This window comes from Cognaticolwellia aestuarii, assembly GCF_002000025.1.
Lineage (GTDB): Bacteria > Pseudomonadota > Gammaproteobacteria > Enterobacterales > Alteromonadaceae > Cognaticolwellia > Cognaticolwellia aestuarii.
Genome location: NZ_MUZV01000019.1, coordinates 24,039 through 49,030 on the forward strand (window position 1 = coordinate 24,039; position 24,992 = coordinate 49,030).

Consider the following 24,992-nt stretch of genomic DNA (forward strand, 5'->3'; position numbering starts at 1 on the left):
TAATATTTAATCAACGTTTAAAGGAGCATTTTTGAGCCTAGATCATGCAAGAATAATGTCATTAGGCAACAAACATAAAGAGCTGGCAATAGCGCTATGCCAGTTGCCTTGTTTTAATTCACTAACCGTGAGCAATATTCGAGTGATTGAAGCGGGTTTAAGCCAAACTTGTTTTGAAGTTGATACCGCAAAACAGCGTTATTTTGCCAAGTATATTGCAGATAACTATGCTGAAGTGACTGCCAGTGAATTAGCTTCAGGCTATGGCATATCACCGAAAGTGCTTTACGCAGGTAAACATTGGCTAATAACCGAATTTATAGCCGCTCAAGGACTGCAACAAGTAGACTTAGCAAAAAATAAAAAGATAACACAGACACTCAATTTGTTAATGCAATGTCATCAAATTGATATAGGGCATGTGCAAGTAAGTCAGTTTATCGCTAGCGAAAAAAACAATGCAGCAGAAGCTGAGCGACTTAAGCCAATGAAAGGGCAACAAGTCGCGTTATCGACTTTACCAGTGCTTAATATTTTTGCTGTTATCAATGCTTTAATACAGCAGCTTAATCTTAGCCATTTGCAAAATCAGCAAATGACACAGTTATCTGAACACTTACAGCAAAACTTGCGGCATATTCTTGATGAGCAATCAACTGATATTACACAAGTATTTTGTCATGGAGATGCGAATTTTAGTAATGTGTTGATTGCTAACAATGGCCTGTTATCGCTAAATAATGATGATTGTTTCTTAGTAGATTTTGAGTGTGCTTGTATCGCACCTGCTGAATATGACCTAGCCATGATGATGGCTGTTAACGGTATTGAAGCGAATAAAATTCGGAAAATTTGTCAAGATTATTTACGCTGTCTAGGTCGGTTTAAAAAGCAAAATAATTGCAGTGAAACTGTAGAAAATTCCAGCGTTAACGCGATAGATTCTGTGTATTTATCTATAGACTTGGTTACGCGTTACTATGAAATATCTATTTTAATCAATTGCTTGTGGTATTTTGTTGAATATCAAGCCAGAAAGCAACTAGATTACAAAAACTTGGCACTTGAACAGCTGCAACTACTTGCTCAGCGCTACCCTGAGTTACATAATCTCGTACTCGAAATGAGATAAGGTGTCTAGATCCTACGATTAGTGGTAGTGCTAGAATAGCGTGCTTAGCGCATAATTAACCTAAGGTTATTAAACGGTTATATTGTGTGAATTGGAAAGAGTTTGTTGAAAACAGAAATCGCTTATTTTGGTTGGTGCATACCGCTGGCTGGTGTGGTTTTGCCTTAGTCCATTACTTAGGTTCTTTGCTGCACGATTTACGTGATATTTTTCTGGTCATCATTTTATTAAATGCCTATGCCGGTTGGTTGTTTACCGCACCATTAAGATATATTTACCGTCGAATTTGGAATTTTACCCCGTTAAAAATTGCACTTGTTGTTATTTTAACTTCATATTTCACGGGCGTATTGTGGCAAGTAGTAAAAAATATTAATTACTGGGAAATTTATAAACATGGCTACCGGCCTGATTTCTGGTTGTACTATACAAAAAATAGTTTGCTATCATTTTTCATCATTTTAAGTTGGAGTGGCTTGTATTTTGGTACTAAGTATTACCAAATGCTGCAAAAAGAAAAACAAAACGTGTTGCGTGCCAATACCGTTGCTCATCAGGCGCAGCTAAAAATGTTGCGCTATCAGCTTAATCCACACTTTTTATTTAATACCTTAAATGCTATTTCTACTTTGATTTTGGTTAAAGAGAATAAAACTGCGAACGCTATGGTAACTAAACTAAGCGAATTTTTACGTTACTCTTTAGATAAAGATCCAATGAAACGTGTATCTCTAAATAGTGAGCTACAGGCATTACGACTTTATTTAGATATTGAACAAGTTCGCTTTGAAGAGCGTCTTCAAGTCAATTTTGATATTGCTGGCGATTGTAAATTGGCATTAGTGCCAAGCATGATATTGCAGCCGTTGGCAGAAAATGCCATTAAGCATGCTGTAGCCGTTCAAGAACAAGGCGGAGAAATAAAGGTTTCTGTTTATCGTTTTGCCAATGATTTACTGATTGAATTATCAGATAATGGCCCTGGCGCAGAAATTAAAAATGGTAACTTATTTCGTGAGAATGGTGTCGGTTTAGTTAATACCCGTGAGCGGCTACAAGCATTATATCAGAATGATTTTTCTTTAGTGGTTGCCAACAATATACCAACTGGTGTTAAAATCAGTATACGAATTCCCTATGAAGTTGGCCATCAAGTATGAGCAAGCAGCTCTCTACCATTATTGTTGATGATGAACCCCTGGCAAGAAAAGGCCTTGCGGTTCGTTTGGAAGATCATAAAGATATCGACATTATTGCGCAGTGCACTAATGGCCGAGAAGCGGTTGAAGCCGTTAGGGCTTATCAACCTGATTTGATGTTTCTTGATATACAAATGCCAGGTCTAAACGGTTTTGAAGTCGTTGAGGCCATTATCGAGCAAGGATTGTCGTTACCTATGGTGGTATTTGTTACTGCTTTCGACCAATATGCTATGCAAGCGTTTGAAGTACATGCACAAGACTATTTGCTTAAACCTGCCGACGAGCAACGCCTAGCACAAACCTTAGATAAAATTCGCTTAAGCATCAACAGTGAAGTCAATGCGATACATAAATCTAAACTGATACGCTTAGTCAGTGATGTTACTGGTAATGACTGCGATAAAATTTTGCAGGAATTAGAGAATAATGAACCCGTTAGTCTCTCAAGTTATTCTGATGTGTTAGCGATAAAAGATGCTGGTGAAGTTAGTAGAGTGCCAGTTAAAGATATTTTATGGATTGACGCTGCGGGTGATTACATGTGTGTGCACACCCACGATAATACGCATATCCTGCGAAAAACCATGAAGCAGTTAGAAGAAATTTTAGATCCTCGACGCTTTTTACGTAGCCATCGTTCAACTATCGTCAACAAAAGTTACATTGACAAGTTTTGTAGTCAACTCAATGGCGAATATTACCTTGTCATGTCAAATGGTAAAGAATTGAAAGTTAGCCGCAGTTATAAAGAAAAAGTCAAAAAGGCAGTAGTGGCTTAAAAAGATTACCCTATCAATAAATTTACCAGGGTGGTTTTGTCTACCTTGAAGTTATCGCCTGGAGTTTTTTGAATGAACAGTATTGATCTCTTTGTAAAAAACTGGGCAAGTAAACAAGTGATGAGCCCAATAGCGTCTGCCGATATTTTAACACTTGAATCAAAATTAACAGCAACATTACCAGAATCTTATAAATATTTATTATTACATTATGGTTTAGTTCATTCACCAAACGTGCTCACTAAAATATGTGACTTGGGTGTTGATATCAGCGAAGTTCAAGACTTTTTGAGCCTTGAAGATGTTTATTCATTATCTAAACTTTATGAAATGACAGGGATGCCCAAAGGCCATATTTTGTTTGCCTCAGATTGTAAAGGTAATATGTTTTGTTTTAAACTCAGTGATTGTCAAAGCCAGAAAAAAGACCTTCCAGTGTATTTTTTTAATCATAACTTAGGTACGGTTACTCAAGTTGCTGATACTTTTAGTGCTTGGTTAGACCGTTTTAACACGCTTTAACTGGCTTCTTTATTGGCTTGCTTAGTGTGTGATTGTTTCATGTTTTCATACTTGAGTTTGAACTTGAGCTATACGTTGCAGCTGGGTCATTAAATAATATCGTCTGCTGATCACAACACGCAGGTATTACTATGATATTAAATCTCATGAAATAAACATGATAAAGAGGTAAATATTACTTTATTTACCTCTTTTGCTTTAAACGGTTTCAAACAAACAACTGATAAGACTGCTTACCTAGAAAGATAAGTTAAACTAGTTTGCTAAAGTCAGTGGACCCACTTCAACCACCAATTTACCAAAATTTTCACCTTCTAATAAACCCATAAATGCTTTAGCAGCTTGTGCTAACCCGATGACTTTATCTTCACGGTAATGAATTTTTCCTTCAACAAGCCATTGTCCCATCGCTTGACTAAATTCATTGTAACGGTGGCCATAGTCGTCAAAAACGATAAAACCTTGCATTTTAATACGTTTAACAAGAAGCAGCCCCATAAGTTGTGCCAGTCTATCTGGGCCATCAGGTAAAGCCGTGGCATTGTATTGTGAAATCAAACCACATAAGGGCACACGAGCACAAGGGTTAAGTAATGGCATGACAACGTCAAATACCGCGCCGCCAACATTTTCAAAATAAACATCAATACCATTGGGACATTGTTCAGCAAGTTGTGGTGTTAAATCTGGATGTTTATGGTTAATACAAGCATCAAAGCCTAAGGTATCGATCACATAACGACATTTATCTTCAGTACCGGCAATGCCAATAACACGACAACCTCGTAACTTAGCAATTTGCCCAACTAAACTGCCGACAGCGCCACTTGCCGCAGCCACGACGACCGTTTCACCGGCTTTTGGTTGTGCTATGTCGAGTAATCCCATATAAGCCGTTAAACCCGGCATTCCAAGCACTCCAAGAGCATAAGAGGGGGTTGTTAACGTTTTGGGTAACGCTAATAATTCTTCCCCGTTGGTCACTGCATAGTCTTGCCAGCCGGTATAAGCAACCACTAAATCACCGACTTTAAATTTATCGTTTAGTGATTTTTCAACACGGCATACTGCACCACCGACCATAACCTCATCAATAGCGACTGGCTCAGCATACGACTTAGCGTCGTTCATACGGCCACGCATGTATGGATCTAATGAAAGGTAAATCGTTCGTAGTAACACTTCTCCTTGGTTGGGGGTCGGTATTTGTGTTTCCGTCAGGTTAAAATTTTCCATGCTTGGCGCACCAACGGGTCGTGAAGCTAAGGTAATTTGACGGTTTACTTGCCAATTTTGCTGCAAAGCTACGCTATTGTCGGCCTTGTTTTTTGAGGGTAATGTCATTTTATTCCAAACTTGAATTTTGCTTATCTTTAGTGGGGGAGAATTATCACCCTAATGAGCTATTTAATGCGCTAACCGAAAGTTTTAGCGCATTATGTACTAATATTTTAGCGTAAACGTTTGATGAGTCGGCTAGCGGCTTCACTTGAACTAGCTGGATTTTGACCACTGATAATATTGCCATCTTCAACGACAAATGATGACCAATCGTCAGATTTTTGATAATCGGCTCCTTGTTTGATCAGCTCATCTTCTAATAAAAAAGGCACAATATTCGTTAATTGCACAGCTGCTTCTTCGCTGTTAGTGAATCCAGCAATTTTTTTACCTTTAACTAAGGCATTCCCAGCCTTATCTTTGACGTTTAATAGCACAGCTGTGGCATGACAGACCACTGCAACAGGTTTGTTTTGTTCAATAAAGCTAGCGATCAAATCAATTGATTTAGGGTTATTGGTTAGATCCCATAGCGGTCCGTGACCACCAGGGTAAAATACTGCAGCATACTCACTGGCATTAATTAACGATAACTCAGTGGTTGTTGCCAATATTTTCTGACTTGCCGTATCTTGCTCGAAGCGTCGTGTAGCATCAGTTTGAAAATCTGCTTCAGCACTTTTTGGATCTAAAGGCGGTTGTCCACCTAAAGGAGAAGCTAACGTTACGGTAAAGCCTGCGTCAATTAACTGATAATAAGGAGCGGCGAACTCTTCAAGCCAAAAGCCCGTTTTTTCGCCAGTATCGCCTAATTGATCATGTGAAGTTAATACCATCAAAACTTGTTTATTGTTTGCTGCTTGATTTACATTTGTTGTCGTCATTTTAATAATCCTAAGTGAATGCTTCCATTGATGAAAATATATATTCTTACTTTGTGCCTATGACATCAAGTATATGCTTAGTCATTGTTAATACAATGCAGATAAAATTGATATCTTTGTTCAAATAATTGATACAATTATTGTTGAGCGTCAATATACCAAGGTGATCAGGTGGATATTTCCTTTGAGCAATTAAAAAGTATGGTGGTTTTTTCACATGTTGTTGAACAAGGCAGCTTTAGTGCAGCGGCCAAGCATATTGGGCTTTCAAGAGCGGTTGTAAGTTATCACATAAAAAAATTGGAGCAGCAACACGGAGTTATACTACTAAATCGCTCGACGCGTTCTATAGCACTAACACAAGCTGGAAAGGACTATTATCGACGCTGCCGTATTATTGCGCAGCAAGCCAGTGCGGCTAATCAACAAATAGAGAATGTTAAGCATGAACCGGAAGGCTTATTGAAAATTACTTGCCCCGTCAGTGTTGGCCTTCATACCATAGTACCAGCCTTAGATAAATTTCGTAAAATTTACCCGAAAATTGAACTCGATCTTATGTTGACCGATGAAGTGGTAAATATTGTCAAAGAGGGTATTGACCTAGCGATTCGTGGTGCTCCTTTAATTGATTCTGGCCTACAAGCGCGCAAACTTGCAGTATTAGAAACCTGTTTATGTGGCTCACCAGAATATTTCGAACGCTATGGTAAACCGATCACACCTGAAGAATTAAAACATCACACCTGGGTTATTTATAAATTAACCAGTAATAAGATCAGCTTAGAAAAGGCAGGACGAACTTATACTGTTGATGTTAAGGGCTCTATTGCCACTAATAATGCCGCAGCACGTACCGCTTTTGTTGTGGGTGGGCAGGGTTTAGGGCGCATTCCACTGTATGATGCTGTTGAGAAAATAAAAGCAGGGCGTTTACAATCTGTACTAACCGATTATCAATTAAAAGCAATTGATGTTTATGGTGTTTTTCCACCTGGTGCTGCTAACTCAAAAAGGTTGAGATTATTAATCGACTTTCTTAGCCAGTTTTTTACTCAGCAACAGGCAAATTTAGCAACAATTTGATGTGCTGAGCTTAGCGTTGTTAAGTAAGTTTTTTCTCGGTTAGAGCTGGCGTTATCAATCATTTTTTTAAAACTTGTTAAGATAAATGCTGTGCTGTTAAGGCTAAAATATTATCTTGTGCTTGCACTAAACTCTCACTGACACCTTGCTGATGCATAATGGCGGTAGATAAAGCTACATGGACAATGTTATTGCTTTGCTCAGCGATCATAATATTGGATTGCCCTGAAATGATGGCCTGCACAGCAGCAACCCCCATCTTGGTTGCTAAAATCCTATCCTTAGCGACTGGAGAGCCACCACGCTGTATGTGGCCAAGAATACATGGCGTACAGTCTATTTCAGCGATAGTCTGTAATTGTTGAGCTAGTGCAGAAGCGCCACCACGCCATAAATTTTCAGCAAGTACGATGATATAACTCGCATGACGATTAGCTTGTGCTTGCTTAATTTCTTTCGCAAGCGTTTTTAATTTATCAGCTTCATGATGGTTAGTATTTCTGTTAGATACAAAGTTTTCGAATGAAATGATTTGCTCAGCAGCACAAGCAATACCAACATTGAAGGCGATATGGCCGCTGTGTCGGCCCATTAACTCAATAATAAAAATTCGCTCGAAAGCTTCTGCCGTGTCACGTATTTTATCAATTGCCTCAATTGCTGTGTTAATAGCCGTAGAAAAGCCAATCGTGAAATCAGTACCATCGATATCGTTATCTATTGTACCGGGGATGCCAATGACTTGCCCAGACCACTGTTTTTGCAGTGCCATAAGCCCCGCAAATGATCCATCGCCACCAATAACAATTAAGGCATCTACTTGTGCTTTTAGTAAGGTACTAGTCGCCTGCTCTATACCTAAAGTTGTTTCCATGGCAGGGCAGCGGGCACTTTTTAATATTGTGCCACCTCGGTGAATAATATGACTAACATCAGTAAGCCCTAATGGTGTTGAAACATCGTCAATTAAACCATTATAACCGGCATAAAATCCTACAACCTCTAAGTGATAATGCTGCGCAGCAATAACAATAGCTCGAATGGCCGCGTTCATGCCTGGTGCATCACCACCACTGGTTAAAATGGCAATTTTCTTAACAGTTTGAATATTTTTTTGCATAACTTCCTGCTGATGACTGAACCGATAACTAAAATTTAACAAGTTTATCTAAACTAACAATTGTTGAGCAAAAGTAAAAATAGTTTTCTTTTAAAGCGCGCTTATCTTAATGTAAGTCAATAACCGATTTATCATTTTATATAATTAAGCGACATAAAGTGGGTAAAATTTACCATATAGGACTTTGATGAATAATTTCAGAACTCATTTATTGGCATGTATATTGGCAATTTTTGTCTCTGGTTGTGGTTTTCGTTTTATTTATAATCATTTAGATTGGTGGGCGAATTGGTATCTTGATGACTATGTCACCTTGACTGAATCACAACAGCAAGCTTTTGATAGGTCTTTCGAAGCGTTACACGACTGGCATCGTACAACACAACTACCTCTTTATGTTAAACAGCTAAAGGCACTACAATTTTCGATCAATAATGATCTAGGTGATCAGCAAGTTACAGAAAACTTAACTCAATTACTTGAACATTGGCAAAATATTTTAATGGCTGTTGAACCTAAACTACAACCTTTAGCTTTTAGTTTATCAGCTAAACAAAAACAACAATTACTTTTGGCATTAAAAGCCGCCCAGCAAGAGCAAATCGACGATAATGAAATACTGACTCAACAACAATGGTTCGAAGTACGAGCTGAGCAGCAAACAGATCAACTTAAAGCCTGGTTTGGTAGGTTAAGCACAAAACAAAAACAACAAGTTAATTTGCTAAGTCAATCTTATCAGCGTTCGTTCGAACCTAGAATGAACTATCGCCAACATTGGACTAATCAATTTGCTGAACTGCTAAATGCGGAGCTACCAGAGCACCAATTCAAGTTTGAATTCTATCGCTTGTTCGTAAATGGTCGCAGTTTACGAGATGATAATTTAAATGCTATTACTAAAAATAATAATCAGGTATTTGCCCGCATTTTTGTTTACATGGCCACCTCAGCAACAGACAAGCAACGTAAACGTATTAATAAAAAAATTAATAAGCTTGTAGGTGATTTAAAGTACTTGATTGCTAATGACTGACTTAGTCAGTAGTAAAGTGTCTGCTGTATAGTGTTACTGCTGAAGTACTAACGTTGAAAAACGAAAAATGAAAAACGAAAAATTAAAAAGGTAGCATAAATGCTACCTTTTTACTTACCTTACTCGGTATAGAACGGCTTGGTATTAGCCGATTAAGCGAAATGCTTTTTCGCTAATGTTAATATCTTCAAAGTATTGGTTGCGCCAACCGTTTCCATTAAGTCACCATGGGTTAAAATCACTTTATCGCCCACTTTCAATTCAGAGCCTTTAGCTACAAGCGCTAACACGTCTTGGGCTAACTTATCATCATTATCACAACGGGTTGAATCATAAGATACTGGATAAACACCTCGATAAATCGCCGTTTTTGTTAGCGTTTTACTATGGCGTGATAAAGAGTAAATAGGTAAGCCAGATGAAATACGTGACATGATCTTACTCGTCTGACCTGATTCAGTTAAGGCAATAATAGCTTTAACACCATCTAAGTGATTCGCCGCATACATCGCCGACATAGCAATAGTTTCAGAAACTTCAGCAAAAATCATTTCAACACGATGCTTAGAGGTGGTAATTGAATTTTCTTGTTCAGCGCCAATACATACAGCGGCCATCGCCTTAACTGTTTCAACAGGGTATTTACCGGCTGCTGTCTCAGCTGAAAGCATGACAGCATCAGTGCCATCAAGAACGGCATTAGCAACATCCATGACTTCAGCACGTGTTGGCATAGGCTGTTCAATCATAGTTTCCATCATTTGTGTCGCTGTAATAACTACACGGTTTAACTGGCGGCTACGGGCAATAATATGTTTTTGCTTTCCTACGAGGGCTGCATCACCAATTTCAACACCTAAATCACCACGGGCAACCATAACGACATCAGAAGCTAAAATAATACCATCCAAAATCTTGTCATCATTAACGGCTTCTGCACGTTCAATTTTTGAAACTAAACGAGCATCGCAACCGGCTTCTTGTGCTAACAAACGCGCTTCACGCATGTCGGCAGCATCACGAGGAAATGAAACAGCAAGAAAATCAACATTGATTTTTGCGGCTAGTTTAATATCTTCTTTATCTTTGTCAGTTAAAGCCGGGGCTGTAAGGCCACCACCTTGGCGGTTAATGCCTTTATTATTCGATAAAGGGCCACCAACAGTGACTTCAGTAAAAACAGACTGACCTTTAGTTTCTAGTACACGTAACTGAACACGACCATCGTCGAGCAATAAAATATCGCCTGGTGTTACATCTTGTGGCAGTTTTTTGTAATCAATACCGACTTTTTCTTGGTTACCTTCGCCTTTAGCTAAGGTGGCGTCTAATTCAAACTTATCACCAATAGCTAGTTTTATTGGGCCATCTTTAAAGGTTGAAACTCGAATTTTAGGGCCTTGTAAATCACCTAAAATACCAACATAAATACCAAGCTCTTTCGCTAATTCACGCACGGTATTTGCACGGTCGATATGATCTTGTGGAATGCCGTGAGAGAAGTTTAATCTAACAACATTTACACCTGCAGCAAGTACTTGTTTGAGTACAGCTCTTTCGTCAGTTGCCGGACCTAAGGTTGCGACAATTTTGGTTCTTCTAGGCATGATAATCCTTAAATTTATGCAATGTTTTACTTTAAAACCACTATGGATAAGCTATCAATAGCAGGTAACTAATCTTTACGTTCAAAACGTGAACTACGTAAACTGTCTTTAACTTTCTTTAAATTATCTCTAAATTTTGTGCCGCGGCGTAAAGTAAAACCGGTAGCCAAACAATCGATTAAGGTAAGCTGAGCAATTCGTGATGCCATCGGCATATATAAATCCGTATCTTCGGCAACATCAACTGATAATACGATATTACATTCTTTTGCTAATGGCGTACCCGCTGTGGTTATACCTATAACGGTGGCATCATTTTCCCGAGCTAAGCTGGCAACATCTACCAACGACTTTGTTCTTCCCGTGTGGGAAATAACCACAACTACATCACCTTGACGACTATTTATAGCACTCATACGTTGCATTAATATGTCATCAAAATAAACCACAGGCACATTGAAACGAAAAAATTTATTTTGTGCGTCGTGGGCAACAACCGCTGAAGCACCTAAACCAAAGAATGAAATTTTGTTTGCTTGTGTTAGTAGGTCAACGGAGCGATTGATTGTTGAGGTATCAAGACTTTTACGGGCAAGTTCAAGATTGGCCATAGTCGATTCGAAAATCTTTGAGGTATATTCTTCCGCCGAATCATTTTCATCAACATGACGATTAACATAAGGGGTGCCATTGGCTAGGCTTTGCGCTAAATGTAGCTTAAAATCTGGATAACCTTTAGTATCTAAACGTCGACAAAAGCGATTTACTGTTGGTTCACTGATATTAGCTTGTTTTGCCAACGCAGCGATACTGGCATGAATGACAGTACTGGGCGATGATAATATAACTTCAGCCACCTTACGCTCAGATTTACTGAAAGTATCTAACTCGTTGGCGATCTTTTCTAATATATTCATTGCGATTGAGCCTTAACGGATTACTTAACTGGTACTATACTGACCAAATATTCTATAACTGTAATTTATTTTCTGCTTTAATAACAGAAATTATGTAAATTTATTTCATAATTATGCCTAATATAAGGTTAAAGAGATAAAATTAGCAAATACTTAATCAAATAAGAGTGTTTAATAGAGTTGGTTTGGCTACATAGTGAGGAAAACCTCTTTAATGTAGTAAAATTACATAAAATCACTTTACTACTGATGATATAGTCGTTAGATTAACTGTAAATGTAGTTTAGTTACAATGAAACTAATATAAAAAATAATTGAGAACAGATGCGATGAAAAACATAGATTGCCCGTTAGCAAACGAAATTGTTATTTTTGGAGCACTTGGAGATTTATCTCGCCGTAAGCTTCTGCCTTCTTTATATCAATTAGAGTTAGCAGGTTTGCTAAACGACGATGCACGTATAATCGCTGTTGCACGAGACGAACTCAGTCTTGAAGAATTTTGCCAACAAGTTGATCAGAGTTTAAATGAATTTATCACTGAAGCATTAGATAACAGTACAGTGACAAAGTTTTTAGCTAAACTGGTATATCAACAGCTTGATTTTAAAGATATTAAATCTTACGACAAATTAGCAAAAACCTTAGCCGAAAGCCAAAGCGCCCGTGTTTATTATTTTTCTACACCACCGGCCATTTATGGCGATATCAGTGAAGGTTTAAAGTCAGCAAAATTAATTCACGCTAGCGACAGAGTCGTGATGGAAAAGCCTATCGGTCATTGTTTAGAGTCATCAAAAGTGATTAATGATCAAGTGTCTCGCTATTTTAAAGAGCAACAAATTTATCGAATAGATCATTATTTAGGTAAAGAAACCGTATTAAATTTATTAGTATTGCGTTTTGCCAATACACTGTTTACCAACAACTGGGACCGAAACTGTATTGACCATGTGCAAATCACCGTTGCAGAAAGTGTTGGCATCGAAGGTCGTTGGGGGTTTTATGACGAAGCAGGGCAAATGCGAGATATGGTACAAAACCATTTGCTACAAGTGTTATCGCTATTAGCCATGGAGCCACCGGCTGATTTAAGTGCTGATAGTATTCGTGATGAAAAGTTAAAAGTCATTAAAGCGCTTAAACCTATTACGCGTCAAAACGTAAAAGAAAAAACGGTCAGAGGACAGTATGCTGATGGTTATTTAAATGGTGTAGCTGTGCCGGGCTATTTAAATGAAGAAGGGGCGAAAACTAACAGCTCGACAGAAACTTTCGTGGCAATTAAAGCTGAAATTGATAATTGGCGCTGGGCTGGTGTGCCATTTTACCTTCGTACGGGTAAGCGTATGCCGCAAAAGCACAGTGAAATTGTCGTGCACTTTAAGCAACAAGCACATAATATCTTTAGCGAAAGCTATACCGATTTACCATCAAATAAATTGACTATTCGTTTGCAACCTGACGAAGGCGTTGAGCTTGAAATGATGAATAAAATTCCGGGTATTTCTTCACAAATGCAAATTCATGAAAACAAATTGGATTTAAGTTTTTCACAAGCTTACGATAACCAACGGGTTGTTGATGCATATGAACGTTTGATCTTGGAAGTTATTAATGGCAATCAGTCATTATTTGTAAGGCGTGATGAGGTTGAAGCCGCTTGGCAATGGGCTGATAGCATTATTGCCGCCTGGAAAGCAACTCATGATGCACCTAAACCTTACGCAGCAGGCTCTTGGGGACCGGTTTCATCGATTTCTTTAATTGCACGTGATGATCGTCAGTGGGTGGAATAATGTATAAATTTAATGAATTTAAACAACGCGAGCTTCTGGATAACGCACTGGCAGATAAAGTTGCCGACTTACTTACTAAGGCATTAAAAAGCAACGGCAAAGCAAGTTTAGCTGTTTCTGGTGGCTCTACGCCAAAAGGCTTTTTTCACGCCTTATCGAAGAAAAAACTGGCTTGGCATGCCATTACTATTACCTTAGCCGATGAACGTTGGGTTGATATTGACTCAGCAGACAGTAACACTAAGCTAGTACACGAACATTTATTACAAAACGAAGCCGTGAAAGGCAAATTCTTTCATTTAAAACAAGGTGCGCTTCTTACTGATGAGACTTTAGCGGATTTAAACCTGGCCGCTGATCAGCAACTTTTACCTTTAGATGTACTTATTTTAGGAATGGGTGAAGATGGCCACACCGCCTCGCTATTTCCGTGTAGTGATGAAATAGCGCAATGTTTAGCGCCAGATAGCCCTACATTGTTAAAGGTTACACCGAAAACTGCGCCGCATCAGCGCATTAGCTTTAGTTTCGCTGCTTTAGTAAAAAGCAAGCATACTTTCTTACATATTACCGGCTTTAGCAAAAAGCAGGTGTTAGCTACAGCGGTCGCCGGACAAGAACCAACAGAAATGCCAATTAGGGCTTTTCTACAAACGCCAGACGTTAATACACAAGTTTATTGGGCGGAATAATAATGAATAAAAATGTTATGAACAAAAATATTGTACAAATCACACAGCGTATCATTGACAGAAGTGCAGCAACTCGTCGTGCTTATCTTGAAAAGATAGCGGCTGAAAAATCAACAACGGTACATCGTGCAAGCTTATCGTGTGGTAACTTAGCTCATGGCTTCGCCGCCTGTGGTAAAGATGATAAAGCAACATTACGCGGTGTTAATCACTCTGATGTTGCTATCATTTCCGCCTATAATGACATGCTTTCTGCACATCAACCTTATCAAACCTATCCTGAGATTATCAAAGCTGCAATTAAAGAAACGGGTGGCGTGGCACAATTCGCTGGTGGTGTACCTGCCATGTGTGATGGTGTAACCCAAGGTCAGCCTGGTATGGATTTGAGCTTAATGAGTCGTGATGTTATTGCTATGTCATCGGCGGTAGCGCTTTCACACAATATGTTCGACGGCGCTTTGATGCTTGGCATATGCGATAAAATAGTCCCAGGCTTGATGATCGCTAGTATGACCTTTGGCCATCTGCCAACCGTATTTGTACCTGCAGGTCCAATGCCATCAGGAATTCCGAATAAAGAAAAAGCCCGTGTTCGCCAACAATACGCTCAAGGCGAAGTGGGCAAAGAAGAGTTACTAGCAGCAGAATCTGCTTCATATCATAGTGCAGGTACTTGTACTTTCTTTGGGACAGCAAACTCAAATCAATTGGTTGTAGAAGTCATGGGGCTGCATTTACCGGGGGCATCATTTGTTGCTCCTAACACCCCGTTACGTGAAGAATTAACTAAAGCTGCAGCGCGACAAGTTACACGTTTGACCCAACAATCAGGCAATTATATGCCAGTAGGGCGAATGATTGATGAGCGCTCGATTGTGAATGCGATTGTTGCTTTATTAGCAACAGGTGGTTCGACAAACTTAACTATGCACATCATCGCATTTGCGAAAGCCGCTGGTATTATTATCAACTTCCAAGATTTTAATGACTTGTCTGATGCGGTGCCGTTACTAACCCGTATATACCCAAATGGTCACGCCGACATTAACCACTTCCAACAAGCCGGTGGCATGGCGCTACTTTTTAAAGAGCTGATTGAAGCGGGTCTTGTTCATGAAGATGTTGAAACAATTTGCGGACGTGGTTTAACGCGATATACCCAACAGCCTATTCTTGAAAATGGCCAATTAAAATGGATTGACGGAGCTAAATCATCAGGCGATCCAGAAGTCATAGCAACGGCTGAAAAACCCTTTAAAGCCGATGGTGGCTTAAAAGTTATGAAAGGCAACTTAGGCGTTTCGGTATTAAAAACATCGTCACTGCAAGCCGGTAGTTTTGTTATTAAAGCACCAGCCGTGGTATTTGAGGATCAACATGAACTTGATATCGCTTTTAATGCAGGTGAATTAGATAAAGACTTTATTGCTGTGGTACGTTTTCAAGGGCCAAAAGCCCGTGGTATGCCTGAGCTACATAAACTGACACCGCCGTTAGGCGTATTACAAGATAAAGGCTATAAAGTCGCGTTAGTTACTGACGGTCGTATGTCAGGTGCGTCAGGTAAAGTACCTGCGGCAATTCATTTATGCCCTGAAGCTTTAGACGGCGGTTTGATCGCGAAAATTAACACCGGCGATATGATATTACTCGATGGTGAAACAGGGCAGTTAACGTTACTAGTTGATGAAGCTGAACTCCTACAACGCGAAAGCGCTACCTTTAAAGTCAATGGTCATCATCAAGGTATGGGGCGTGAATTGTTTGGCTTTATGCGTCGTAATTTAAGTTCAGCTGAAACCGGTGCATGCTCACTATTTGATGAAAACCACCTTTGTGCTACTTAAGTATACTCAGCAACACGGCATATATTTTTCTATGAAAAATGCCGAGTTGCTCAAATTAACATGATTAAAAATTAAGAGGAATTATGACGTTATCAAATAATTGGCAAATGCAGCCAGCGGATCTCTTTGCCATGGGCCCAATAGTTCCTGTGTTGGTGATAAAAAATGTTGAAGATGCACTACCTATTGCAGAAGCACTCTTAGCAGCAGATGTTAAAGTTTTGGAAGTGACTTTGCGCACACCGGCGGCTTTAGAGGTGATCAGTACAATCGCGAAGCATTTACCCGAAGCTGTTGTTGGGGCTGGTACAGTCACCAATAGAGAGTTATTACAACGTTCAGCTGATGCGGGAGCTAAATTTGCAATCAGCCCAGGCTTAACTACCGATTTATTACAAGCAGGTAAGGAAAATGAGCTAGCCCTGATCCCTGGTATTTCTTCAATTTCAGAATTAATGACCGGCATTGACTGTGGCTATGACCATTTGAAGTTTTTCCCTGCTGAGGCTTCTGGCGGCGTAAAAGCGTTACAATCAATTGGTGGGCCATTTCCTGATATTAAATTTTGTCCAACGGGTGGCATCAATTTAAACAATGTTAGAGATTACTTAGCATTACCTAATGTGGCATGTTGTGGCGGCTCTTGGCTAGTCTCTGATGAAATTATCAAACAACGTAATTGGCAAGAAATTACCCGCTTAGCTAAACAAGCACTAGCACATGTAAAGTAAATGACAAAACAGCGTAAACCTTACCACTTGTTTAACGCGTAACATTCAATCGAGTAAATAGATCATAAAAGCCAGATAACTATCTGGTTTTTTATTGCCTGAATGACGCTACTGACGATTAAAAACCCATTGCTACAAGCTGAGTTATTTTTAAATAGCTAGCTAAGCAGAGAAGTCTAACTAGTTATGTAACGCTAAGCACAGGAAGTATTGATAAAATATTATTGAAATAGTGAGTCACTCATTGGCTGATTGAAGTAATTACACAAGCTCGCACAAAATACCCCGTAAACAAATACAAAAACAAAAAAAGTCAGAATAAATTCTGACTTTCTCACAACACTGCTTTTCATTTAAAATTTAAATAACCTGAACTCTGGATAAATAAAGTTTACTGTCTTGAAACGTAACTTGCTAAATCTAATATTTTATTAGAATAGCCAATTTCATTATCGTACCAAGAAACCACTTTGACGAAAGTATCAGTTAATGCGATACCTGCTGTTGCATCAAAAACTGAGGTACATTGCTCGCCAATAAAGTCGTTTGAGACAACAGCATCTTCGGTATAACCTAAAATACCTTTGAGTTCGCCTTGTGATGCAGCTTTCATTGCGGCACAAATTTCTTGATAACTTGCTGGTTTATTGAGATTTACCGTCAAATCCACCACGGATACATTAGGCGTAGGAACACGGAATGCCATACCGGTTAATTTACCATTTAGTGCCGGAATAACTTTACCAACTGCTTTGGCTGCCCCAGTAGAAGACGGAATAATATTTTGTCCTGCACCGCGACCACCACGCCAGTCTTTTGCAGAAGGGCTATCAACAGTTTTTTGTGTTGCTGTTGTCGCATGCACAGTTGTCATTAAACCATCTTTAATGCCCCAATTGTCATTAAGCACCTTTGCAATAGGCGCTAAACAATTTGTGGTACATGAAGCGTTAGAAACGATATCTTGACCATTATACTCAGCGTGGTTAACGCCCATAACAAACATGGGGGTATCATCTTTAGATGGCGCTGAAAGAACCACTTTTTTCGCACCGGCTGTGATATGTTTACGGGCGGTATCGTCAGTTAAAAATAAGCCGGTAGACTCAACAACAACGTCTACATCGACTTCGTCCCATTTTAGATTCAAAGGGTCACGTTCTGCCGTTACACGAACATTTTTGCCATTGACAACTAATTGGCCGTTCACTACGTCAACAGTGCCATTAAAGCGACCGTGAGTAGAGTCATACTTAAGCATATAGGCAATGTAATCAACGTCAATTAAGTCGTTAATTGCGACTATTTCAACATCTGCTCTGGCAAATGCTTCTCTAAAAACGAATCTTCCGATACGACCAAAGCCGTTGATACCTACTTTAATTGTCATAATGATACCTTAAAATTATTTATGTAGTAAAATTACATCATTTAAAGAAAATTACAAGTGATATATTGATTTTAGTAGGTGTTATTATAGTATTTCTTGTTTTATTACATTTTTTGTTGGTAGGTATGACAAATATCGTCAATCTGTGCACTTTTAATGTGCTACTTTCATTGTGCAGGCTTTATTTGGTAGTTATTTTTACTGTTATCAGTGCAGTGTTGTATTCATTTCAAGATAGGGTAGGTTTGATTGAGTGGATGTAACAAGAGATATAAATTTGCTATTAAGTATATTCGCCACCTAAAAAAGTAATATGCTTAGGTGGCGTTTTTATTTTGCTGGTTGTTTTTGAAGCCAAATTCAAATCCAGACCGACACTCGAATGATAAAATTAAGTATGGGGTGAGGTAAAACGACCAGCAATAATTTTGTCTAATGTAGAGCTGGCTACTTTGTCTAAAAACTCACGATCTAAACCACTAGCTTTTGCATAACTGTCGAGGCTTTTTTCGCTGATAGTTGTATCTTCTGGATTATATGAGTGCAATATTTTTGACCAAATGTAAGCTTGTTTATACTCTTTTTTATCGGCAAAGATACTGGCGATTGATTTAAATATTTCAGTATCAAGTGTGTCATCGCTTTCATACAACTCAAGGGCATGATAAAGCAAATTTAAGGTTTTTTTAGGATCACGTTTAGCGTAATAACTCGCTAAGTTCACTTGTCTATTTGGCCTTTCAAGTAATTCATTACCTTCTAAAGCGACAAACTTACTTAAAGCCTGCTCATTTAAATAACGCGACCAATGAAAATATAGTAGGTCAGGGTGTTCAGAGTGTTGAGTTGCCAGCGATATTTCTTTGATCCGTTCTTGCGCTTTCATAACATTGTTAATGCGCCTAGTTTTTTTTACCTTTAATTTAATGTGCTCAATTTTTGAAGCATGTGCCATACACTTTTCATAGCCTTCATAAGCAATAAGTTGTTGAAATTTATTGCCATCACTTGCTTCTATTTTATGGTCTAAATTGGCAAAACCAACTGCAATTCGCTCTCGCTTGCACCAAGTGTCTTCTTGAAATTCTTGGCAAATTTCTGGGTTTTGATCGCACAATTCAGCAAAATTAGGACCTTTTTCACAAGCCATTAATGCGCACAAAGGTAAAAAACTGGCAATTTTATAAAATTTCATACTTTTCTTAATTATCCCCTGGAAAACGTCTGTAACTGGTAGCGAAATAATTCGTGTTAGATTACAATATGCGCCGCATTTAGTTATTACTTATAATTAATGTAAATTAATAATAGCCCATCGTTCAATTGACTGAAATAAAAGGTTTACGCAATGACTTCTCATCTTGAGGAACAATATCAAACTAGTTGGCAAGAACGTCAAACATTCGCTGAAAACATGCAGCCGATCATCGGACAACTATTTAGAAATAACGGAATTGAAATTTCTATTTATGGCCGCCCACTAGTTAATGCTTCTGCTATCGACATTATTAAAGCACATAAATCAGTGGCTTTACACGAAGAAAATAAATTACGCTTACGTGAAAGTTTCCCATTTGTGCAAGCATTAGCTAGCATGTCATTGGCGCCTGCGCGCATTGACGTGGGTAAGTTAGCTTATCGTTATTTATTTAAAGGTGAAGCAAATGGCCTGTCAATTGAACAATTTTTAGAGAAAGAATTAAGCTCTATTGCCAAAGATACTGACCTACAAGAATCTAAAGATGTTGTACTTTACGGTTTTGGTCGTATTGGTCGTTTATTAGCACGCTTACTTATTGAACGTGCCGGTCCAAACGCTAAATTAAATTTACGTGCTATTGTTATTCGTCCAGGTAAAGCAGACGACCTAGAAAAGCGCGCTAGCTTACTTCGTCGCGATTCAGTACATGGTGCCTTTAACGGTAGTATTACGATTGACAAAGAAAATAACGTTATTAAAGCCAATGGTGCTTTTATTAAGATCATTTACGCTAAATCACCTTCAGAAATTGATTACACTGCATACGGTATAAACAATGCACTTGTTGTTGATAATACAGGTATTTGGAGTGATGAAGATGGTTTAGGCCAACATCTACAATCAAAAGGTGTTGCTAAAGTGCTTCTTACAGCACCAGCTAAAGGTGACATCAAAAACATCGTTTACGGTGTAAACGAAGACATGATTTTATCAGAAGATAAAATTGTTTCTGCCGCAAGTTGTACAACAAACGCTATTACACCAGTACTTAAAGCACTTAACGACGAGTTTGGTATTCGTAATGGTCACGTTGAAACAGTGCATTCTTATACCAATGATCAAAACTTAATTGATAACTACCATCCTGCGCCTCGTCGCGGTCGTAGTGCACCATTAAACATGGTTATCAGTACAACAGGTGCTGCTAAAGCGGTAGCTAAAGCACTACCAGAATTGAAAGGTTTATTAACAGGTAACGCGATTCGTGTTCCTACACCAAACGTTTCAATGGCGATCATGAACTTGAACTTGAAAAAAGCAACAGACAAAGAAGCCTTAAATGATTACTTACGTCATATTTCTTTAAACTCTAAGCTTCAAAACCAAGTAGATTACACAGCGTCAACTGAAATTGTTTCTACTGATCTAGTAGGCTCTCGATATGCTGGTGTTGTTGATTCACAAGCTACTATTGTAGACGGCGATCGCGCTGTACTTTACGTATGGTATGACAATGAATTTGGTTACAGCTGTCAGGTTGTGCGTGTTATGTTAGCGATGGCTGATATCAACGTACCAACCCTACCATTATAATTTCATGGTATTAAACAGGACTAGTTTTTAAACTGGGCCAATTTTAAAAGCGTTTACCAACGAGGTAAGCGCTTTTTTTATGCTTATTTTTTGATCGCCCTTAAGTTAACTTGGTTTCTGTCGATATAGTGTCAGGTCGAGATAGATTTGTAGTTTAGGTAATCAATTGAGAGGTGAACAATGTCATTAGAGATAAATGCAAATAATCCCATCACGCAGCACACTGATACGTCGGTCGCGGTTAAAACAGCTAACTTAGCAAAGTCTCAAACTGAGCTGGAAGGGCAAATGGCGTTAGACCTCATTGCTACTGCTGCAATTACAACTCCAACCTTGCCAACAACGGGTAACAGTGGTCAAAATATCAATATAAAAGTATAAATAATAACACCTGGGCTTAGTCGAAAAACTCAGGTGGTTTGTATAATAATCGATCGGTAATGTTATTAAATACAGCGCGCCGGTTTAGGTAGCCCGGCATATTTAGTTGCTTGCTTTGCAGGGCCTTCTTTAAATAAGCGGTATAAATAGCGGCTGCTGGCTTTTTCTTCGCCAAACTCAGCTTTCATTGCTTTGGTTAACGCGCGAATAGCCGGAGATGTGTTGTACGTTAAGTAGAATTCTCTCACAAAACGGATCACTTCCCAGTGCGCTTGTAAAAGCTCAACCTCATCAGTTTCAGCCAATAGAATGGCAACCTCTTCATTCCATTGGGTAAAATCGAGTAAATAACCTTGTTTATCAGTCGCTAATTCAGCGTTGTTATATAGTATTGTCATGACCAAGTAATTGAGTTGTCGAACGTAAAAATGAGTTTAAGCACTTCATCAAAGTTAATTGCAGTTAATGATGGGTGTTCATTGTGAAGTGCTCGGGCACTTGCGTGCAGGCTGACGTAGTATACCGCAATTGCTGTTTGCTTTGTTAGTGCTTCGAGTAGTAACGGATGTTGTAAATTATAACAACCGTCGTCCATCAATAAAATAGCATCTTCTGGCAAGCACATAGTTAAGCATTGCGATAAAGTATTACTGGTAAAGCCTGAATTTCTAATTATATGTAACATTGCCATGTTAAAACCTGTAAATCACTTGATGTGAATGTAAGCGTTGGCTGAACTCTGCTGTTGTTAATACTTGAATATTATCAACATGAAAATTAGCTGGTAAGTTTCGTTCGGTTAATGACTGTTGGCAAACATAAATATTTTCAATGTCATAAAATGTAAGTGCTGAAAATGTTTTTAAATAATCTTTCGTTTCAAGTGAGCTGGCATTTTGGTTTCCGATCACCTGAAATACACCATCACCGATAAAAAATAATGATATAGCTTGTTCAAATGAGCCAAATATTAATGCCGCATCAAGTGCTTCTTTACCGGTAGCACTTGAAAAGGGCGCTTGTGTATTAACAATAGCAATGGATTTAGTCGTTTGTGTTAGCTCTGTCATTATAATTGCACCACGCGCTCGGCGTTACTGGTTAGCTCAACTAACTCACCTAAACCTGATACCGTAAAAGCCGTATCAATATTGGAACAATCATCGCGGCTTAATTCGTCACTCAACCCTCGTTTTTCTGCGGCTGTAATACATAAATAAAGTGGTACACCAAAGTCTTTTCGCAGTTGTTGCCATCGCGCTAGGGTTTGAAACTCATCGCTAGGTATTGATAAGTGCTTAGCAGCATTTAACACGCCATCTTGATAAAAAAATACCCCAATAACTTTGATGTTATTTTCAACTGCCGTATGTACAAGGTTAATTGCGCTTGTGGTTAAGTTACTATTTGGTGGAGTAGTTACCACCAAAGCTAAAGTGTTCTGCATAATTGCCTTACTTGAAAACAGGTAATAAAAAAGCCTCAATATTGAGGCTTTATATTTTATACGTAGAGTATAAACAATTACTAATCACATTTAATGATTTTTAACTGTTAATTAATCATCACCACCGAAAACACCTAACAAGCTTAGTAAGTGAACGAAGATGTTGTAAATATTCAAGTATAAAGAAACGGTTGCACGAATGTAGTTTGTTTCTCCACCGTGAATTATGCGGCTTGTATCAAACAAAATCAAACCAGACATAATCATGATAATTGCAGCACTAATTGCTAAAGATAGCGCTGGAATTTGGAAGAAAATGTTCGCTACCATTGCAATTACAGCAACGATTAAACCAACCATTAAAAAGCCACCCATAAATGAGAAGTCTTTTTTACTGGTTAATGCGTAGCCAGAAAGTGCAAAGAAAATTAACGCTGTACCACCTAATGCTTGCATGATTAATGATGGACCGCCAGGCATTGCCGCATAATGGTTAAGCATTGGGCCTAAAGAGGCACCCATTAAACCAGTGAAGGCAAAAATCCAAAAAATACCACTCGCTTTATCGGCATTCTTATTAACAACAAATAATAAACCGAATGAAACTAAGGTCATCACTAAGGCAGCCATATGAGACAAGCCCATCGCCATAGAAACACCAGCAGTTACGGCACTAAACGCCAAAGTCATCGAAAGTAACATATAAGTATTTTTCAATACCTTGTTAATTTCAATCGCTGAACTTCTACTAGCATTTAAACTAATATTTGATTGCATAAAATTTCCTCTAAGTATGCTAATTATATTTTTTAGATATGGTCGAATGTCAAAAGTTCAAGGGTAAATCAAATATTTAACCTTGAAATTGATCAGTCAGTTAAAACTAACCACAAACCATATTGACATATTATGGCATGCTATATTTTTAATTACTATCTTTAACATAGCTGATATTGATCAATTAATTGTCAAAGTTTGTAACAGCCAATGTTATATAGCAAATATATGTTCAAGTTTGATGACAGCGGCAATAATCGAACAGTTAACCTTTCAAATAGTGTTCATCAGCGTTGTTGCCAGGCAAGTCCAAGCTTTTTATAGCTATCTATAACTTCCTTCTTTCTAAAGCAATTACTACTATGGTCATTCACTAGTCCTGCCGCTTGTAAATATGCATAAATAATCGTTGAACCGACAAATTTAAAGCCGCGTAGCTTTAAATCTTTACTTAAAGCATCAGAAATTGCTGATGTAGCAGGGGAGAGCTCTGTCTCTTTAATACGATTAACTTGTACTTTATTGTCAACGAATGACCAAAGGTAGCGAGAAAAACTGCCAAACTCCTGTTGAATTGCGATAAAGCACTTTGCATTATTGACTGTTGCGGCAATTTTACCTTTATGGCGAATAATGGCAGCGTCTAAAACTAAACGCGCTTCATCTTCAAAAGTCAGCTTTGCTACTTTATCAACCTCAAAATTAGCAAATGCTTTTCGATAGCCATCGCGTCTTTTTAAAATTGTGTACCAACTTAATCCCGCTTGTGCAGATTCAAGCACTAAATATTCAAATAATTTATTATCATCAAGAACGGGAACGCCCCATTCGTTATCATGGTAAGCAACATAATCTGGTTTTGATGTATCAAGCCATGGGCAACGGCAAGTTTTTTCTTCACTCACAAACTTTCCTTAAATATAAAAATCGCCTTTATTTGTTTAAATAATTGGCAAATTGTTGATTTTTTTAGCAAACAAACTTTTTTATAGAATAAATGCTTTACAAGACAATATCGAGCCTTTAATATTCGCCTCGTTCTGAAGCAGCAACGCTTTAGAGTTCAGGTGAGATGGCTGAGTGGTCGAAAGCACCGGTCTTGAAAACCGGCAAGGGTTTGTAGCCCTTCTAGAGTTCAAATCTCTATCTCACCGCCACATTAAATAGAGGCAAGTCAATCATTTAGGTTGACTTGCCTTTTTCTTTGGATCATATACGGATCCATTTCCTTCTTAAAACGATAATTATCTCTTTATACCAATTGAATTAAATATACATATCCTATGTGTCAGATACTTATTTACTAAACCACTATTTTTTAAATGACAATAGAGTCGTTATTTAGATAGTATGAATAGAGTTTTGTTTAGAAATGGGAATTCAATTGAAGAAATATCTATTATTGATAGAAAGGGGATTAGAAAAAGTTCCTTTTATCGGCTACCTTAACAGACTTAAATTTTTCTTACTTTGGACTTCCCAGCTTTCACTAGACAGTTTCTAACTCAGAAAAATACGCTTCCTCAAACTTAGCAGGTGAAACACCGCCTGTATGCGAGTGACGT

25 protein-coding genes and 1 tRNA gene are annotated in these 24,992 nt (G+C 38.4%); 13 read left to right on the forward strand and 13 right to left on the reverse strand.

What is annotated here, in order from left to right; genetic code table 11:
• Positions 1–31: 31 nt before the first annotated feature.
• The 4 genes from B0169_RS18475 (at position 32) to B0169_RS18490 (ending at position 3,635) form a co-directional block, all read left to right on the forward strand.
• Positions 32–1,132 carry a phosphotransferase gene (locus tag B0169_RS18475; protein ID WP_143323605.1) on the forward strand — a complete coding sequence of 367 codons (1,101 nt, stop codon included), beginning with the start codon at positions 32–34 and terminating at the stop codon, positions 1,130–1,132.
• Between the two features lie 86 nt (positions 1,133–1,218).
• Positions 1,219–2,292, forward strand: coding sequence for a sensor histidine kinase (locus B0169_RS18480; protein ID WP_077288385.1), 1,074 nt, complete (start codon positions 1,219–1,221; stop codon positions 2,290–2,292).
• A complete protein-coding gene (locus B0169_RS18485) occupies positions 2,289–3,113 on the forward strand; it encodes a LytR/AlgR family response regulator transcription factor (RefSeq protein ID WP_077288386.1) in 825 nt (274 codons plus the stop codon). The genes B0169_RS18480 and B0169_RS18485 overlap by 4 nt, the downstream gene beginning before the upstream one ends.
• A gap of 72 nt (positions 3,114–3,185) precedes the next feature.
• Positions 3,186–3,635: an SMI1/KNR4 family protein gene (locus B0169_RS18490; protein WP_077288387.1), complete on the forward strand. Its 450-nt coding sequence runs from the start codon at positions 3,186–3,188 to the stop codon at positions 3,633–3,635.
• A 255-nt stretch (positions 3,636–3,890) separates the two neighbouring features.
• Here B0169_RS18490 and B0169_RS18495 read toward each other — a convergent pair whose 3' ends face one another.
• Together B0169_RS18495 and B0169_RS18500 are read right to left on the reverse strand one after the other, a co-directional pair.
• Positions 3,891–4,979 (reverse strand): NADP-dependent oxidoreductase, encoded by a 1,089-nt coding sequence (locus tag B0169_RS18495; RefSeq protein WP_077288388.1) that lies wholly within the window; start codon positions 4,977–4,979, stop codon positions 3,891–3,893.
• 107 nt (positions 4,980–5,086) lie between these two features.
• The gene (locus B0169_RS18500) at positions 5,087–5,800 is read right to left on the reverse strand and encodes a type 1 glutamine amidotransferase domain-containing protein (protein WP_077288389.1); all 714 of its coding nucleotides are present in this window, start codon (positions 5,798–5,800) and stop codon (positions 5,087–5,089) included.
• Positions 5,801–5,971: 171 nt separating this feature from the next.
• Here B0169_RS18500 and B0169_RS18505 point away from each other — a divergent pair, with 171 nt between their 5' ends.
• Entirely contained in the window at positions 5,972–6,886 is a 915-nt protein-coding gene (locus B0169_RS18505; RefSeq protein WP_077288390.1) for a LysR family transcriptional regulator, read from the forward strand.
• 76 nt (positions 6,887–6,962) lie between these two features.
• On the opposite strand, the gene B0169_RS18510 is transcribed toward B0169_RS18505, so the two are convergent.
• Positions 6,963–8,006, reverse strand: a complete 1,044-nt coding sequence (locus B0169_RS18510; protein ID WP_077288391.1) for an ATP-dependent 6-phosphofructokinase — start codon at positions 8,004–8,006, stop codon at positions 6,963–6,965.
• Positions 8,007–8,193: 187 nt separating this feature from the next.
• On the opposite strand from B0169_RS18510, the gene B0169_RS18515 reads away from it, so the two are divergent.
• Complete coding sequence (locus B0169_RS18515; protein ID WP_077288392.1) at positions 8,194–9,042, forward strand: DUF6279 family lipoprotein; 849 nt, start codon at positions 8,194–8,196, stop codon at positions 9,040–9,042.
• Between the two features lie 152 nt (positions 9,043–9,194).
• Here the strand turns inward: B0169_RS18515 and pyk are convergent, their stop codons facing one another.
• The gene (pyk, locus tag B0169_RS18520; protein WP_077288393.1) at positions 9,195–10,649 is read right to left on the reverse strand and encodes a pyruvate kinase; all 1,455 of its coding nucleotides are present in this window, start codon (positions 10,647–10,649) and stop codon (positions 9,195–9,197) included.
• Between the two features lie 68 nt (positions 10,650–10,717).
• Positions 10,718–11,566: a MurR/RpiR family transcriptional regulator gene (locus B0169_RS18525; protein ID WP_077288394.1), complete on the reverse strand. Its 849-nt coding sequence runs from the start codon at positions 11,564–11,566 to the stop codon at positions 10,718–10,720.
• Between the two features lie 329 nt (positions 11,567–11,895).
• Between B0169_RS18525 and zwf the strand changes: the two genes are divergently transcribed.
• The 4 genes from zwf to B0169_RS18545 all read left to right on the forward strand — a co-directional run bounded on the left by zwf (position 11,896) and on the right by B0169_RS18545 (position 16,638).
• A complete protein-coding gene (gene zwf / locus B0169_RS18530; protein ID WP_077288395.1) occupies positions 11,896–13,365 on the forward strand; it encodes a glucose-6-phosphate dehydrogenase in 1,470 nt (489 codons plus the stop codon).
• The gene (pgl, locus tag B0169_RS18535; protein ID WP_077288396.1) at positions 13,365–14,057 is read left to right on the forward strand and encodes a 6-phosphogluconolactonase; all 693 of its coding nucleotides are present in this window, start codon (positions 13,365–13,367) and stop codon (positions 14,055–14,057) included. The genes zwf and pgl overlap by 1 nt, the downstream gene beginning before the upstream one ends.
• 17 nt (positions 14,058–14,074) lie before the next feature.
• Positions 14,075–15,907 (forward strand): phosphogluconate dehydratase, encoded by a 1,833-nt coding sequence (edd, locus tag B0169_RS18540; RefSeq protein ID WP_077288411.1) that lies wholly within the window; start codon positions 14,075–14,077, stop codon positions 15,905–15,907.
• 83 nt (positions 15,908–15,990) lie between these two features.
• Entirely contained in the window at positions 15,991–16,638 is a 648-nt protein-coding gene (locus B0169_RS18545; protein WP_077288397.1) for a bifunctional 4-hydroxy-2-oxoglutarate aldolase/2-dehydro-3-deoxy-phosphogluconate aldolase, read from the forward strand.
• Between the two features lie 391 nt (positions 16,639–17,029).
• Here B0169_RS18545 and gap read toward each other — a convergent pair whose 3' ends face one another.
• Both gap and B0169_RS18555 read right to left on the reverse strand, forming a co-directional pair.
• A complete protein-coding gene (gap, locus tag B0169_RS18550) occupies positions 17,030–18,028 on the reverse strand; it encodes a type I glyceraldehyde-3-phosphate dehydrogenase (protein WP_077288398.1) in 999 nt (332 codons plus the stop codon).
• Between the two features lie 391 nt (positions 18,029–18,419).
• Positions 18,420–19,223 (reverse strand): DUF2989 domain-containing protein, encoded by an 804-nt coding sequence (locus B0169_RS18555; RefSeq protein WP_077288399.1) that lies wholly within the window; start codon positions 19,221–19,223, stop codon positions 18,420–18,422.
• A 153-nt stretch (positions 19,224–19,376) separates the two neighbouring features.
• Here B0169_RS18555 and B0169_RS18560 point away from each other — a divergent pair, with 153 nt between their 5' ends.
• Both B0169_RS18560 and B0169_RS18565 read left to right on the forward strand, forming a co-directional pair.
• A complete protein-coding gene (locus B0169_RS18560; protein ID WP_077288400.1) occupies positions 19,377–20,822 on the forward strand; it encodes a glyceraldehyde-3-phosphate dehydrogenase in 1,446 nt (481 codons plus the stop codon).
• A gap of 180 nt (positions 20,823–21,002) precedes the next feature.
• Complete coding sequence (locus tag B0169_RS18565) at positions 21,003–21,203, forward strand: hypothetical protein (RefSeq protein WP_077288401.1); 201 nt, start codon at positions 21,003–21,005, stop codon at positions 21,201–21,203.
• Positions 21,204–21,268: 65 nt separating this feature from the next.
• Here B0169_RS18565 and B0169_RS18570 read toward each other — a convergent pair whose 3' ends face one another.
• From B0169_RS18570 to B0169_RS18595, 6 genes are all read right to left on the reverse strand, one after another.
• Positions 21,269–21,601 (reverse strand): TusE/DsrC/DsvC family sulfur relay protein, encoded by a 333-nt coding sequence (locus B0169_RS18570; protein WP_143323606.1) that lies wholly within the window; start codon positions 21,599–21,601, stop codon positions 21,269–21,271.
• On the reverse strand, positions 21,598–21,894 hold the full coding sequence (gene tusB, locus B0169_RS18575) for a sulfurtransferase complex subunit TusB (RefSeq protein WP_077288403.1): 297 nt from the start codon (positions 21,892–21,894) through the stop codon (positions 21,598–21,600). Before tusB ends, B0169_RS18570 begins: the two co-directional genes overlap by 4 nt.
• Position 21,895: 1 nt before the next feature.
• Positions 21,896–22,273 carry a sulfurtransferase complex subunit TusC gene (tusC, locus tag B0169_RS18580; RefSeq protein WP_077288404.1) on the reverse strand — a complete coding sequence of 126 codons (378 nt, stop codon included), beginning with the start codon at positions 22,271–22,273 and terminating at the stop codon, positions 21,896–21,898.
• On the reverse strand, positions 22,273–22,650 hold the full coding sequence (tusD, locus tag B0169_RS18585; protein WP_077288405.1) for a sulfurtransferase complex subunit TusD: 378 nt from the start codon (positions 22,648–22,650) through the stop codon (positions 22,273–22,275). Before tusD ends, tusC begins: the two co-directional genes overlap by 1 nt.
• Positions 22,651–22,761: 111 nt before the next feature.
• Positions 22,762–23,427 carry a Bax inhibitor-1/YccA family protein gene (locus tag B0169_RS18590; protein ID WP_077288406.1) on the reverse strand — a complete coding sequence of 222 codons (666 nt, stop codon included), beginning with the start codon at positions 23,425–23,427 and terminating at the stop codon, positions 22,762–22,764.
• Between the two features lie 287 nt (positions 23,428–23,714).
• Positions 23,715–24,332 carry a DNA-3-methyladenine glycosylase I gene (locus tag B0169_RS18595; RefSeq protein ID WP_077288407.1) on the reverse strand — a complete coding sequence of 206 codons (618 nt, stop codon included), beginning with the start codon at positions 24,330–24,332 and terminating at the stop codon, positions 23,715–23,717.
• 161 nt (positions 24,333–24,493) lie between these two features.
• Here B0169_RS18595 and B0169_RS18600 point away from each other — a divergent pair.
• Positions 24,494–24,584: transfer RNA gene (locus tag B0169_RS18600), tRNA-Ser, on the forward strand.
• Positions 24,585–24,992 lie beyond the last annotated feature (408 nt).